The 14,117-nt window shown below is 31.8% G+C and carries 14 protein-coding genes; all 14 read right to left on the bottom strand.

Annotated features, from left to right (window positions below; translation table 11 throughout):
• Positions 1-18 precede the first annotated feature (18 nt).
• Positions 19-2,004, bottom strand: coding sequence for an excinuclease ABC subunit UvrB (gene uvrB, locus BSD9I1_RS17710; protein WP_186431422.1), 1,986 nt, complete (start codon positions 2,002-2,004; stop codon positions 19-21).
• A gap of 3 nt (positions 2,005-2,007) precedes the next feature.
• Positions 2,008-3,306: a PDZ domain-containing protein gene (locus BSD9I1_RS17705; RefSeq protein WP_186431421.1), complete on the bottom strand. Its 1,299-nt coding sequence runs from the start codon at positions 3,304-3,306 to the stop codon at positions 2,008-2,010.
• A 17-nt stretch (positions 3,307-3,323) separates the two neighbouring features.
• Positions 3,324-4,523 carry a S41 family peptidase gene (locus BSD9I1_RS17700; protein WP_035309467.1) on the bottom strand — a complete coding sequence of 400 codons (1,200 nt, stop codon included), beginning with the start codon at positions 4,521-4,523 and terminating at the stop codon, positions 3,324-3,326.
• Positions 4,524-4,850: 327 nt separating this feature from the next.
• Positions 4,851-5,741 carry a permease-like cell division protein FtsX gene (gene ftsX / locus BSD9I1_RS17695; protein WP_186431420.1) on the bottom strand — a complete coding sequence of 297 codons (891 nt, stop codon included), beginning with the start codon at positions 5,739-5,741 and terminating at the stop codon, positions 4,851-4,853.
• On the bottom strand, positions 5,731-6,417 hold the full coding sequence (gene ftsE, locus BSD9I1_RS17690; RefSeq protein ID WP_186431419.1) for a cell division ATP-binding protein FtsE: 687 nt from the start codon (positions 6,415-6,417) through the stop codon (positions 5,731-5,733). The genes ftsX and ftsE overlap by 11 nt, the downstream gene beginning before the upstream one ends.
• 237 nt (positions 6,418-6,654) lie before the next feature.
• On the bottom strand, positions 6,655-7,509 hold the full coding sequence (locus BSD9I1_RS17685) for a YitT family protein (RefSeq protein WP_035309463.1): 855 nt from the start codon (positions 7,507-7,509) through the stop codon (positions 6,655-6,657).
• 214 nt (positions 7,510-7,723) lie between these two features.
• Positions 7,724-8,086, bottom strand: a complete 363-nt coding sequence (locus tag BSD9I1_RS17680) for a type II toxin-antitoxin system PemK/MazF family toxin (RefSeq protein ID WP_035309460.1) — start codon at positions 8,084-8,086, stop codon at positions 7,724-7,726.
• Complete coding sequence (locus tag BSD9I1_RS17675; RefSeq protein ID WP_035309459.1) at positions 8,046-8,366, bottom strand: hypothetical protein; 321 nt, start codon at positions 8,364-8,366, stop codon at positions 8,046-8,048. The genes BSD9I1_RS17680 and BSD9I1_RS17675 overlap by 41 nt, the downstream gene beginning before the upstream one ends.
• Before the next feature lie 117 nt (positions 8,367-8,483).
• The gene (gene alr, locus BSD9I1_RS17670; protein ID WP_186431418.1) at positions 8,484-9,644 is read right to left on the bottom strand and encodes an alanine racemase; all 1,161 of its coding nucleotides are present in this window, start codon (positions 9,642-9,644) and stop codon (positions 8,484-8,486) included.
• Positions 9,645-10,262 carry a germination lipoprotein GerS-related protein gene (locus BSD9I1_RS17665; protein WP_186431417.1) on the bottom strand — a complete coding sequence of 206 codons (618 nt, stop codon included), beginning with the start codon at positions 10,260-10,262 and terminating at the stop codon, positions 9,645-9,647. It abuts the gene before it with no gap.
• 100 nt (positions 10,263-10,362) lie between these two features.
• Entirely contained in the window at positions 10,363-11,862 is a 1,500-nt protein-coding gene (locus BSD9I1_RS17660) for an NAD(P)H-hydrate dehydratase (RefSeq protein ID WP_186431416.1), read from the bottom strand.
• Between the two features lie 3 nt (positions 11,863-11,865).
• Entirely contained in the window at positions 11,866-12,234 is a 369-nt protein-coding gene (acpS, locus tag BSD9I1_RS17655; protein WP_186431415.1) for a holo-ACP synthase, read from the bottom strand.
• Between the two features lie 193 nt (positions 12,235-12,427).
• Positions 12,428-12,781: a DUF6514 family protein gene (locus tag BSD9I1_RS17650; protein WP_186431414.1), complete on the bottom strand. Its 354-nt coding sequence runs from the start codon at positions 12,779-12,781 to the stop codon at positions 12,428-12,430.
• Positions 12,782-13,212: 431 nt separating this feature from the next.
• Positions 13,213-14,109 carry a DMT family transporter gene (locus BSD9I1_RS17645; RefSeq protein ID WP_186431413.1) on the bottom strand — a complete coding sequence of 299 codons (897 nt, stop codon included), beginning with the start codon at positions 14,107-14,109 and terminating at the stop codon, positions 13,213-13,215.
• Positions 14,110-14,117 lie beyond the last annotated feature (8 nt).

Raw genomic sequence — 14,117 nt, 5'->3', positions numbered from 1 at the left:
TCTTTCCTCCTTAGTGTACTACTCCTTCACTATTTTCTTTTTCAATTTATAAATCATATCTCTAAGTCTTCCAGCCTTTTCAAATTCAAGTTTCTTTGAAGCTTCTTTCATTTCATCTTCATATTTCTTTATAAGTGATTCAACACTATCATTACTTGCTTTAACTGCTTCTTCTAAACTATCATAAGTAGCACTATCTTCTACAACCTGAGTTGCTTCAATTACTTCTCTTATATCCTTTATTATAGTTCTTGGGACTATTCCATGCTTTTCGTTATACTCTATTTGTATTTTTCTTCTTCTATTTGTTTCCTTAATTGCTCTATCCATGGATTTAGTTACTGTATCTGCATACATTATAACCTTACTTTCTGAATTTCTTGCAGCCCTACCTATTATCTGAATTAAGGACCTATCTGATCTCAAAAATCCTTCTTTATCTGCATCAAGTATTGCAACTAGAGCTACCTCTGGAATATCAAGTCCCTCTCTTAAAAGGTTTATACCTACAAGTACATCATACTCGCCCTTTCTTAAATCACGGATAAGTTCCATTCTTTCGATTGTCTTTATATCTGAATGAAGATAATTTGTCTTTATATTCATTTCTTTAAAGTATGCTGTTAAATCCTCTGCCATTTTTTTAGTTAGAGTAGTAACCAGAACTCTAAAACCTTTATTAATAGTTTCTTTTATACTTGAATACAAATCATCTATTTGACCCTTTACTGGTTTTATAATTATTTCAGGGTCTAGAAGTCCTGTAGGTCTTATAATTTGTTCAGCTACATTTGTTGAATGTTCAAGTTCATAATTTGATGGTGTAGCACTTACAAAAACTACCTGGTTTATCTTCTGCTCAAATTCCTCGAATCTTAATGGCCTATTATCATAAGCCGAAGGAAGCCTAAATCCGTAATTTACTAAGGATTCCTTCCTCGATCTATCTCCCGCATACATAGCTCTAACTTGAGGTAAAGTTACATGGCTTTCATCTATAAATAACAAGAAATCATCTGGAAAATAATCTATTAAGGTTTGAGGGCAAGTTCCAGCTGCTCTTCCATCAAGTATTCTTGAATAGTTTTCTATACCGCTGCAATATCCTACTTCTCTCATCATTTCTATGTCAAAATTAGTTCTTTGTTTAAGTCTTTGAGCTTCTAATACCTTATCCTCTGATAAAAGCTCCTTTACCCTTGCTTCAAGTTCTGCTTCAATTTTTCCTATGGCCCCTTCTAGTCTTTCCCTAGATGTAGCAAAGTGAGAAGCTGGAGTAATAGCTACATGTTTTCTTGTTCCAATTATTTCTCCTGTCAATGCATCAAATTCTCTTATTTTTTCAATTTCATCCCCAAAAAAATCTACTCTTATCCCCACGTTTGTGGATGAAGCAGGGAATATATCAAGAACGTCTCCCTTAACCCTAAAGGTACCACGTGTAAATTCTATATTATTTCTCTCATATTGAATTTCAATAAGCTTTTTTAAAACCTCATCTCTATCCTTCTCCATACCTTCTCTTAAGGAAATTGTAAGATTCTTATACTCCTCAGGATTACCAAGGCCATATATACAAGATACAGAAGCTACAATTACAACATCTCTTCCCTCTAAGAGGGCAGAGGTTGCTGAGTGTCTTAATTTATCTATTTCATCATTTATAGAAGCATCCTTTTCTATGTAAGTGTCTGTTTGTGCAAGGTAAGCTTCTGGCTGATAATAATCATAATAAGATACAAAATACTCCACAGAATTTTCAGGAAAGAACTCTCTAAATTCAGAGCAAAGCTGTGCTGCTAAAGTCTTGTTATGCGCAAGTATTAATGTAGGTTTTTGAACTCTTTCTATTATATTTGCCATTGTAAAAGTCTTTCCAGAACCTGTGACTCCAAGTAACGTTTGAAATTTTTCTCCATTCTGAATTCTTTCTGCTAAATTATTTATTGCTTGAGGTTGATCTCCCGTAGGTTTAAATTTTGAATGTATTTTAAACTTTCCCATTACCTATTCATCACCATCTTCTTTATCTTTTTTTGCTTTATCTAATATATCAGAAAAATTCTCCTTCTCAAAGTCTCTCATTGATTCAGGTTTATCAACTTTTGTTGGAACAATAAGTATACCAAGTATAGTTTTCCCCTTTTGATAAGGATGTTTACTTGTTTCTCTTATCTCACCTCTTGGGTTTCTTATTTTAAAGAATATACTTTCAGGTTTAGAATTTAAAATTCTACTTATATCTTCCTCAGTTTTTACTTCTTCTTCATTTATTTCCACAATCGTATCTTCACCTTTAATTTCCAAAGCTTTTCCAATAGAATTTGGAGATACTTCAAGTACCATAATTCCATCACGGCTAACATATTTTGCTTCCATTGTATTCTCAAAATGAGCCTGAATTCTAATCATTGCTTCGTGCCCTACTGGTGCAAACACCACAGCTAAGGCCTGAAAAAATATGTTTATATGAGCAAGTTGTGCCACTAAAAATAATGCCATGCTATAAGCTATTACAAATAGTCCAGACATTAAAGTCTTTTGATTTTTAGTTTGAGTAAAAGTATTTGACTTATAACCAAGCATACCATAGAAAGGTATAAGAGCTACTACTGATTTTTTAAGTATTTCACTTGGTATTGATGTCTTAACAATTGGCCACCAATTAGGCATAGGTTCTGTAGTACCTAAGTCTGCTATTAAGCTTGTATTTATCATAATAAATAAGGCTACTGGAATGATCCAATATCTCCTAAAGGCAAATCCACCTTGAATCTCTCCCTCAACTTTTCTAAATACCGGAATATTACCTCTTTTTCCATCTATAATAATTAAAATACCTTCCACAAAATGAAGTACTGCTACTGTAGCTATTAAAGACGGTATATCTACTCTTAAGAAAGTATTTTCTCCTACTCCTGCATTTTGATAAACTACGGTAAGTATTATACTTAATGCACCTAATATTGCAGCTGAATATGAAAAACATATAAATTTAGGACTAAATATAGCAAGGAATATAGATGTCATAAACAATATTTCAATAACTTCAGTACCATAATATATTACACCTAAGTAGGACATCATAATACTTGCCAAAATTCCTGCAAATATTCCAAGTACTAGCTGAGAAATCGTTAATTCAAAAGGGGAGTACAAGGGCTCCCCAATTATCATCTTTTGCATTATTGATATTTTTCTATTCCGTTTATAAAGCATAAATACTAAAACTGCTAAAAAGAATATATAATACGGATCTGTCAATGTAATTGCTAAAGTTCTTAAAGTATATATTAAAATATTCATTTTATTGTATTCCCTTCCTAGAGTTTTCCCTTTATTATTTCAAGAGCCTTTTTAAATTGAGGATCTGTAGTTCTATCATAAGGCTTCTTTAAAAGTTCCTCTGGATATTTCACTTCTATATCTGGCTTTATTCCTGTGCCATGAATATTTTCTCCATTAGGAGTATAATACTTAGATACTGTCACCTTTAAGGCTGTTCCTTCTCCTGTTTCAAGAACTGTTTGAACTACACCCTTGCCGAAGGTTTTTTCTCCTACCAATGTACCCGCTTTATAGTCTCTTATAGCTCCAGAAAATATCTCAGATGCACTAGCTGACCCTTCATCTGTTAAAAGTACTAAAGGTACTCCTACATATTTCCCTCCAATTGAATTATATTTCTTTTCTCTTTTATACTTATCAATTGTTGAAACTATAACTTTATCCTTAGGCACAAAATTTGAAACCATATCAACACATTCATCTAAAAGACCACCTGGATTTCCTCTTAAATCAAGTATAAATGCCTTTGCTCCCTTTGAATTTAATGTATCGAGTTCCTTTTTAAAGTTTTTAGATGTGTTTTCATCAAACATACTTACAGCTACATATCCAATATTATTATCTAGCATTTCACCTTTAACTGTAACCATGTTAATTTTAGCCCTTTTTAGCTTTACATCGAAGTTTCCCTTTTCTTCCCTAAATAGTGTAAGAGTTACTTCCGTTCCTTCTTGCCCCTTCATCATGGTTACTGCTTTATCAAGTTCTTTCCCACTTACAGCAGTTCCGTTTACCTTTTCTATTTCATCTCTTGGAAGAAGTCCTGCCTTTTTAGCAGGAGACTCTTCAAATATATCTACTATTACTATTTTGTTGTCCTTTGACTGTACTTGAAGACCAACTCCGCTATAATTCCCTTCTGTCTGAGTATTAAATTCGGTATATTCTTTTTTATCCATAAACACTGTATAAGGGTCATTTAAAGCTGAAGTCATCCCCTTTATTGCGCCTTCTTCAATAGCTCCATTGTCTATCTTTCCATCATATAATTCATAAAGTACATTTTTTATTTCGTAAAGCTTTGAAAACTCAGTAAAACTATTATAATCATCCCTGCTAACTATAACTTTCCCATTGGGCATCATAAGCGATACTGTATTAGTTCCTAAAAATGTAATAGCATTAGTTACTATTACAATTAAAACCGTCGTTATTACCCACCTTTTCTTATTCATAAAACAATCACTCCTTATCCTTTCAAGTACAAACTATCTACTAACTCTTCTATATATATGTTTATATAAACTTAAGATAATTATAACACTAAATTTAAATAATAATTAGTAAATAATTGCTGATAAATTCATCTTAATGAAACTTTTGCCTATAGTAAACTAGTATAAATCAAATTAAAGCCGCTTTACAGCGACTTTAATAATTATTAGAGTTATATTTTTCAGTTACTAGACTAAAGGTACTAGGTACTAGGATTGAATGAAGCTTTGCATGGCAAAGTTTCTATATTTCCTAGCTCCTAGCACCTTATTTCTTAATTCTAACTTTTATACTGCAAGGAATTTTCTAATTGCAAGTATACTTCCCAATGCTCCTATTACTATTCCTGCAATTACAAACTGCCATGATATAGTAGTTATCACATATATAGGCTCAACAAGTTGTATCATCATAAGACTTGAAGACATTCTAGTATATACTGCATTATATGCATAATAAAGTACACCACAAGCAACTACTGCACCGATAACTCCCATAAGCATACCTTCTATTATAAAAGGCCATCTTATAAACCAATCCGTAGCACCTATGTATTTCATTATGCCTATTTCTCTTCTTCTAGAATACACCGTAATCTTAATGGTATTTCCAATTAGGAACAAGGATACTCCTATTAATACTATAAATAAAGCTAAACCGACCCACTTAATGGTGCTTGTAATTTTAACTATAGTATCTACTATCTTTTTACCATCCTGTATTTCATATATACCTTCCATCCCCTTAACACTTTCTACTACTTTAGATACCATTTCAGGAGACTTTACCTTTACAACAAAGGCATCTGGTAGAGGGTTGTCCTTTTCAAGTCCTTCAACAAGAAGCTTATTTTCCTCTCCTATTTGTTCCTTAAATTTTTCCATAGCTTCTGCCTTACTTTCAAAAGTAACCTTTACTACTTCATCTAAAGAATCTATCTTCTCTTCTACTGCTTTCTTTTGTGCAATAGTTACATCTTGATTGAAAAAAACCTTTGCTTCAACTCTAGATTCTACATCTTTTACTACTTGCTGAACATCTAATATTGTAAGCAAAAATACTCCTAATATGAAAAGTGTTGCAGCTACAGTTGCAGCTGATGCAATACTTATAGTTCTATTTCTTTTAAAACTTTTTAACGCATCTGAAAAAAAGTGTTTGCAGGTATTAATCTTCATATCCGTATGACCCCCTTTGTTCATCTCTTACCAAATTACCTTTTTCTAAAGCTATTACCCTTTTTTTCATATTGTCTACTATATCCTTCGCATGGGTTGCCATTAATATTGTAGTACCTGCTCTATTTATATCATTAAGTATGTCCATTATTTCCATTGACGTATCTGGATCTAAGTTACCAGTAGGTTCATCGGCTATAATAAGAGCTGGATTATTAACTAAAGCTCTTGCAAGTGAAACTCTTTGCTGTTCTCCACCTGATAACTCATGTGGAAATGCCTTATGTTTATTTGACAGTTTAACCATAGACAGAACTGCTGGCACCTTCTTTTTTATATCTTTCATAGGCGCTTCTATAACTCTCATTGCAAAAGCTACATTCTCATATACATTTAAGTTAGGTATAAGTCTAAAGTCCTGAAAAACTACTCCTATTTTTCTTCTATAATAAGGTATATCCTTTCTTTTCAAAGTAGTTATATCTACATTATTTACTACAACACTTCCAATACTTGGATCTACTTCCTTTAAAAGCATTTTGATAAATGTGGATTTACCAGCTCCACTTGGACCTACCAAAAACACAAACTCTCCCTTATCTATACTTAGATTGATGTTTGACAGTGCCGGTATATTTTTTCCATACACCTTCGTAACATTCTTAAATTCTATCATTTCAACCTCTCCCTTATTTATACATATAGTAACATTCTTCATCATAATTTCCCTTAACATGCATTATTATTATAACATAGGTATATAAAATAAAAAATTAAATTACAATAAAAATTTCAGTTAATATTTAGTAATTAATAACAAATAATTCTCAAATCCTTATTCTTAACTGAATTCTTGCAAATAAAAAAAGTTTGCCAGGCAAACTTTCCTCCTAATTTTTTACTATTAATTAACTTAATCCTCTAAAGAAATATCCTGAAATCCCTCTCCAAGAACTTCATGCACTTCTCCCACGGTAATAAATGCTCTATTATCTATATCTCTTATATAATCCTTTAGCCTAATAAACTCTCTTCTATTTATTACAGTATATAAAATATCAATGTCAGCATTATTGTATCCGCCCCTGCCTTTAAAAATCGTACAACTTCTATCAAGTTCATTTATTATAAACTTTCTTATATTATCATGTTTAGAACTTATTATAACAACTTGCTTACAGACATTAAATCCTTCAATATACCAGTCGATTATCATTCCATTAAATATTACCGACAATAAAGAATACATCCCTACTTCAATTCCAAAGGATATTGCTGAGGATAGTGTTACTATGAAATCTACGCATAAAAGTGACTTGCCTATTGGAATATGTATAAATTTATTCATTATCTTTGCAATTATATCCGTTCCTCCTGTAGATGCTCTTTGATTAAATGTTATTCCCATTCCTATTGCAGATATTATAGTTCCAAAAGCTGAGGCTAAAAAAAGGTCATGGGTCATAATACTTGGCGGAAACTCAATTTTACCCATTATCCATAGTATCAAAGACATAGCTAAGCTGGCATATATAGTTTTAGCTCCAAATTTTCCCCCTATAACTACAAACGCTACGATAAATAATACCCCATTCATCATTAAGGAAATAGTCCCTATTTCTAGAAAGGGAAAAAAGTGATTTACAATTATAGCTATTCCTATAACCCCTCCTGCTGCAATGTTATTTGGAGCATAGAATAGCTCCGCAGCCAAAGATACCAAAAACACTCCAAATGTAATTAAAAAATATTCTTTAAGTTTTTTCACAAATAACACCTTCTCCACATTCTTTTATTACTTGATAACTATTCATAATTCCGCACATGATTTATAGAAGCCTTTTACTTAGTTATAAGTCCCTGCAAATCAACTTATTGAGATGTTTGCATATTTATTATCTTACAAAAATTGTTTGCTATTCATACTTAAGCATTTGTTTGTTTTATATATAAGAATAAGGGCTCACTCCGAGCCCTTACTATTATTTCAATCCTATATTTAATCCTATACTTATCAAAAGTGCTGCATCTACTTTTTTCATATCGCTATTAGACATGTGTCCAATTTTTTCTTTAAGTCGCTTTTTATCTAATGTTCTTATTTGCTCTAGCAATACCACAGAGTCTTTATTTAAACCATAATCCTCGGAAGAAATCTCCACATGGGTAGGTAATTTTGCTTTATTAATCTGTGAAGTTATTGCTGCTACAATTACTGTAGGACTATATTTATTTCCTACATCATTTTGAATAATAATTACAGGTCTTATGCCTCCCTGTTCTGAACCTACTACAGGGCTTAAATCAGCATAAAATATATCTCCTCTTTTCACTATCGTTGTCATGGGACCAATCACACTCCGGAAGCTTCGCTTCATATTCTTTTAATTCTCTAATGTCACTTGCAAAGCCCATCTCTGCAAATTCTAGGTTTATATTTCCCATTTCCATGTAACCTTTTCTCATTAGCTCCATTTCTTTTGCTCTTTTTTTCTCCTCAATATATAGTATTATAGCTTCCCTAATAAATTGACTTCTTTTTTTGGAATCTTCTTTAAGTGCCTTATTAAATTCATTATTAAGTGTTTCTGAGAGGTTTACTACCAACTTTTTTGAATCTGACATTAAATCTATACCTCCTATTAACCTATGCAAAAGATATGTACAGAACAATTATATTACTATAATCATAGTCATGTCAAAATTTTTTTCTACTTTTTATTATTTACGCAATTGGTAATTTTATACATAACTTCTTATTTTAATAACTTTTTTATCTTTTACATAGACTCTAGGAACTCTTCTGCTTATCATACATAACACTTCATAATTTATAGTGCCTAATATAGATGCTAATTCATCTGCTGTCATTTTGGATTCACTATCTTCTCCCATAAGTATAACTTCATCTCCCAAGTTTACATCTGGTACATTTGTTAAATCAACCATGCATTGATCCATACATATTCTTCCTACCACGGGCACCAGCTTCCCGTTTATTATTACTTTAGCCTCTTCTCCTAAAGATCTTGTATAGCCATCTGCATAGCCTACAGGTAGAGTTCCTATAATACTCTCCCTCTCAGTTTTAAATTTTCTTCCATAGCTTATATACTCTCCTATTGGAACCTTCTTTAAGTGGACTATGTTAGTTTTTAAAGACATTACAGGTTTTAAATATACCTTTGTTTTATCCACCTCTTCTGAAGGATAGTAGCCGTATAATATAACGCCAGGCCTTACTGCTTCAAAATGTGTTTCAGGCATATCTATAATAGCTGCACTGTTTGCTATATGTCTTATATTTATTTCTATTCCTCTTTCCTGCAATATATTATAAAACCAATTAAATTTTTTCAATTGTTCATACGTATAATTTTTATCCTTTTCATCTGCTGTAGAGAAATGAGAATAAATCCCCTCTATCTTTATATTGGGAAGTGCACTAATTCTCTCTACCTCACTTATATCTTCTTCTCTAGGCAAAAATCCTATTCTACCCATTCCACTATCAAAGGCTATATGAATTTTTGCAATTTTACTTCCCTCTATAGCTTTATCTGAAATTTCTTTTGCTAAATCATAGGAATATACAGTTTGTTCTATATCATACTTTATTAAAAGATCCAGTAAATTTGGAGGTGTATATCCCAAAATCATAATAGGACATTGTATACCTCCCCTTCTAAGCTCTACTGCCTCATTTAAAACAGCTACTGCAAGTCTTGTAACTCCGTTGTCAAGTAAGGTCGGAGCTATATCTAAAGCTCCATGACCATATGCATCAGCTTTAACTACTCCTATAATTTCTTTAGCTTTTGTTACTCTTTTAATTTCCTTTATGTTATGAGCTAAATTATCTAAATTTATTTCTGCCCATACTGGTCTCAGATGTCTGAACACTTAAATTCCACCCTTCGCTTCTGTACTTAATAGCTCTTCATTAAATTCTGCGTTTGCCACAAAATTTTTATATAGCACTTTAAATTTAACCTTATTATTTAAATCATATACTTCAACAAACTCAGGAAGCTTAGTCTCAGTATTGATATACAGCTTACCCTTGTCTAAATTTCTATTTAGATTCGATAAATATATCTCAAGCACTTGATATTTAATTCCACTTATATCTTTAAAATAAGTCTTAATTTCTTCATTGGTATAAATCAGTCTAATATACTCGCCTACAGAACTTAACCTTACAATATTTTCAAGTTCCCCACTTAGGCTATACTTAAATCCACTTTTAGTATCATTCACATATATTTTATCACCTTTACATATATAAATCCTATCCGAATTTAATTCTAATCTAACCCCCATATTCTTTTTATAGTACTGTTTCATATCATATTCTATATTTTGCTTATCATTTTGCAGTATAATGTGAGCATCACTAGTATAACTCTTTAAGGATTTTATATAATCTAGACTTTTCTGAGTTTTATCTATTTTGAAATAGCACCCAGCGAAAACCGTCATAAAAAAAGCAGCAATTAATATTAACAATAATTTTTTCATAAAATTCCCCCTGAACTTTACTCTCTATTATTAATACTATTCCTGCCTTAATTTCATTATTCTAATTAAAACCAAATTATATCACTTAATTTCAGCCCAATTACTCCATCAGCTCTTTAATTGCATAGGGAAGTTCTTCTAAAAGTTGACTTGCACTTACACAAAACATTTTCTTTGAAAGCTTCTCCCCTGTGTATCCATGTATAAAAGCCGAAATGCTTGTTGCCTTTAGCGGCTCGTATCCTTGCGCTATGAAAGATGCAATTATGCCTGTTAGTGCATCTCCCATGCCGCCTGATGCCATAGCGCTATTCCCTGTAGGGTTTATAATAGTTTCATGCCCATCTGTGATTACGGTATTATACCCCTTTAAAAGTACTATACACTTATACTTTTGCGCAAAGCTTTGTGCAATTCCCATGCGGTTTTGTTTTATCTCTTCTATAGTTAATCCCGTTAATTTGGACATTTCTCCTAAGTGCGGAGTAATCATCACCTTGTTTTTTGATTCTTCCAATAAATGCAGGTTTCCTTTAAGAACATTCAATCCATCCGCATCAATTACTACAGGACACGTTGCATTTAATAAAGTGTCCATTACAAGCTGCAATGTAGTTTCATTATTACCCATTCCTGGACCTATAGCTATGCAATTGCCGCTCTTTAATAACTCTTTAAGTTTTTCCGTATCTTTAAAATGCAAAGTCATAGCTTCTATAAGTTTAGAACTTAAAATTGGCTGTATTTCTTCATCACAACACAACGTAACAAGTCCCGCTCCACTTCTTACAGCTCCCTGCGTTGCTATATACGAAGCCCCAGTAAACCCCTTAGAGCCTGCAACAATGACAACCCTCCCATAATCTCCTTTATGGCTATGCTTATTTCTTTTAATCATGCTTTGTTTTATAAAATTCTCATCCATTATATATTCATTTTCATGAAATTTATGAATCGCTTCCTTTGGTATGCCAATATCCTCTATTACCACTGCTCCTGTATATTTATCCACACCATAGTTCAAAAATCCCTTCTTATATAACTGAAAAGTTACAGTTTTATTAGCTCTTATAGAATTTCCAAGTACTCTGCCACTATTACATTCTAATCCTGAAGGTATGTCTATAGACAAGATATAGGAATTGCTTTCATTTATTACAGATATAGCTGCACTATATATGCCTTCAACATTTTTATTTAACCCCGTTCCAAATATGGCATCTACAATAATATCAGCTTGTTCTAAGTACTCCCTCATTTCATTTATATCTTCCATATTATTTATAGATATTATTTTAACTCCCATGTTTAAAAGTATATTATAATTAATTTGAGAGTCTTCTGAAAGTCCTTGCTCTCCTCCCAACAAAAATACAACCACATCTTTTCCTATTACATAAAGATGCCTTGCTACCGCTAGCCCATCGCCACCATTATTTCCCTTACCACATATAATGGAGCAATTCTCCACATTCTCAATATCAATATTTTTTACAACTTTAAGTGCAGCATTTTCCATAAGCACTATGCTAGGTATTTTTAAAACTTCTATGGAGTATTTATCAATTTCCCTCATAACTTCTGCAGTACCTATTCTCATATATTAATACACCTCCAAAACTGCATAGGCTATAGCATTTTCTTTACTATGAGATATTGATACATGAAGTTTATAGGTCTCTTTTATAAGTTCTTTTGCACTTTCATGTAAAAATGCTACAGGTGCTCCAAGTTCATCACGAAGAATCTCTATATCCTTTAAGGAAAATTTTCTAAATCCAGTTCCTAACGCTTTTGCTATGGCTTCCTTTGCAGCAAAGTTACCTGCAACCACCTCTGGTAAAAACTTCCTCGAAGCAAAGTAATCAATTTCTCTTTGTGTAAATATCTTATATATAAAATTATTATTTTTCATCATGGCATTCTTTATTCTATATATTTCAATTATGTCTATGCCCGTTCCCCCTATCATATTTGTCACCGCCTTTTTATATAAAAATAAAATAGAGATATATATCTCTATTTTATCATTAATTCTATATTAATTAATCCCCATAATAAACCCTATAATAAAATAATCAAATTTAAATTTTATATTTATGTTATCTGTCCACAACCATTTTTTTATTTCTGCTTCCTGGCTGTTGGCCTCTAGTTTTTTATTATTAGTTAGTTGCTATTTCTCTTAATACGTTATCAAAATCACTAATATACTCGTCTACATAATCCCCTGCTATATCTATAAGATGTATCGGTGACACAGTGTTGTCATGCAGCACTTTCAAAAGGCTATGTACTTTATGTCTTTGAGGACTTATATTCTTTATATAATCTCTTTCTATATTTACTATATTTCCCTCTACCTTATCCTGTCTTTCTATTTCTATTCCATAGGATTGTACTTCTATTAGTTCATCTCCATAATTAAGATTAAATTTATCCTTTATCAATCTATAAAAATAAGTCTTTTCCATATCTTCTCCTTGATGAATTTTTGATAAATTTTCAACTATTATCATAATTCATTTCCCTCCACTCGCTAAGTTATATTAATATAATAACATTTAAGATGAAAGAAACCTGTCATTTTATGAACCATGGTTTGGACAAGTTATTTTCCTAATATGACAAAGAAGGTAAAAAACACTTCCTAATAGTGAATACTTATCCATGCAATGGGAATAACTGTATTTTTATGGATTTTTTCATGTCGAATTATAGTGTAAATTAAGTTAATTTCTACTTTAAATTTTTTATGTAATATTTTACATTTGAGTATTATAATAGATTTAAAACTTACATTAAACCCCTGTTTGTTATTAATTATGTAATTATTACATTGATTTACTCCAATAAAATAAGAGCAGTAGCTATAAAGAATAGTACAACTCTTACACTTGTTAGCAATATATTACTTCTAATAAGTTTAAGTATAACATATATCAGACACCTATTTTTTTACATTAGATAAAATTATAATAGCACTTATAACAGACACTATTCCTAACCATTCTAAAACGCTAAGTGGAACTCTTAGCCACAGTACGGATAAAACCGCCGCGGATAAAGGTTCCATAGAGGATAATATGCTTGCTTCTGTTGGCTGTATATATTTTAAACTTTCCAAGTAGCAATAAAAAGCAACAAGGGTACCAAATAATACTACAAACATAACAGCAACCATAGAATTAATGGACCATTGTCCCACAAAGTTCCAGGGCTGATGGATAAAACTAAAAGCTACTCCACCAATAAGCATACTCCATCCAACTATAAGTGTAGATCCCCATTTAGCAAGTAATTGATGGGGATATAACGTGTAAAAAGCTGATGTAAAAGCTGAACCAATTCCCCACAATAATGCTAATTTAGAAATAGATATGGTGTAGATATTTCCTTTTGTAATTATAAGGAATGTTCCTAACATGGCAAAGATAATAGCTAAGCTTTGCCTTATACTTGGAACTTTTTTAGTCCGAATAGCTAAATAGCAAGTAATTATCACCGGTGATAGGTATTGTAGTATAGTTGCTGTTGCTGCATTGCCATGTTTAATGGCAGCAAAGTATGTATATTGTACACCTAACATTCCAATAACACTAAAAATTATAAGACTGTAACAGTTATGTTTAGATCTCCAAATCTTCCATATGTCTTGTTTTTCTCTTATGATTGCGTATGTTAACAAAATTATTCCTGATACTAATAAACGAATTACAACAAGCCACTCAGGGCTAAACCCCTTTTGTTGAAACAAATATTGAGCAGCAGTACCTGATATTCCCCACAGCATAGCTCCTATGATAACAAGCAGTAATCCTTTTGTTCTTGATTGAAGTTTTATCATTTTCCATC

Source organism: Clostridium sp. BSD9I1 (genome assembly GCF_900185645.1).
In the GTDB taxonomy this organism is placed as follows: Bacteria; Bacillota; Clostridia; order Clostridiales; family Clostridiaceae; genus Clostridium_AK.
The sequence above is the reverse complement of the archived record's forward strand: the minus strand, read 5'-3'. Positions and strand labels throughout refer to the sequence as shown.

Excerpts from the sequence above, each read along its gene's own strand:
- BSD9I1_RS17700 (WP_035309467.1), bottom strand. The coding sequence starts at position 4,523 with ATGAATAAGAAAAGGTGGGTAATAACGACGGTTTTAATTGTAATAGTA.
- BSD9I1_RS17660 (WP_186431416.1), bottom strand. The coding sequence starts at position 11,862 with ATGAGAATAGGTACTGCAGAAGTTATGAGGGAAATTGATAAATACTCC.
- uvrB (WP_186431422.1), bottom strand. The coding sequence starts at position 2,004 with ATGGGAAAGTTTAAAATACATTCAAAATTTAAACCTACGGGAGATCAA.
- ftsE (WP_186431419.1), bottom strand. The coding sequence starts at position 6,417 with ATGATAGAATTTAAGAATGTTACGAAGGTGTATGGAAAAAATATACCG.
- BSD9I1_RS17680 (WP_035309460.1), bottom strand. The coding sequence starts at position 8,086 with ATGACAACGATAGTGAAAAGAGGAGATATATTTTATGCTGATTTAAGC.
- BSD9I1_RS17705 (WP_186431421.1), bottom strand. The coding sequence starts at position 3,306 with ATGAATATTTTAATATATACTTTAAGAACTTTAGCAATTACATTGACA.
- BSD9I1_RS17645 (WP_186431413.1), bottom strand. The coding sequence starts at position 14,109 with ATGATAAAACTTCAATCAAGAACAAAAGGATTACTGCTTGTTATCATA.
- acpS (WP_186431415.1), bottom strand. The coding sequence starts at position 12,234 with ATGATAGGGGGAACGGGCATAGACATAATTGAAATATATAGAATAAAG.
- ftsX (WP_186431420.1), bottom strand. The coding sequence starts at position 5,741 with ATGAAGATTAATACCTGCAAACACTTTTTTTCAGATGCGTTAAAAAGT.
- BSD9I1_RS17675 (WP_035309459.1), bottom strand. The coding sequence starts at position 8,366 with ATGTCAGATTCAAAAAAGTTGGTAGTAAACCTCTCAGAAACACTTAAT.
- BSD9I1_RS17650 (WP_186431414.1), bottom strand. The coding sequence starts at position 12,781 with ATGATAATAGTTGAAAATTTATCAAAAATTCATCAAGGAGAAGATATG.
- BSD9I1_RS17665 (WP_186431417.1), bottom strand. The coding sequence starts at position 10,262 with ATGAAAAAATTATTGTTAATATTAATTGCTGCTTTTTTTATGACGGTT.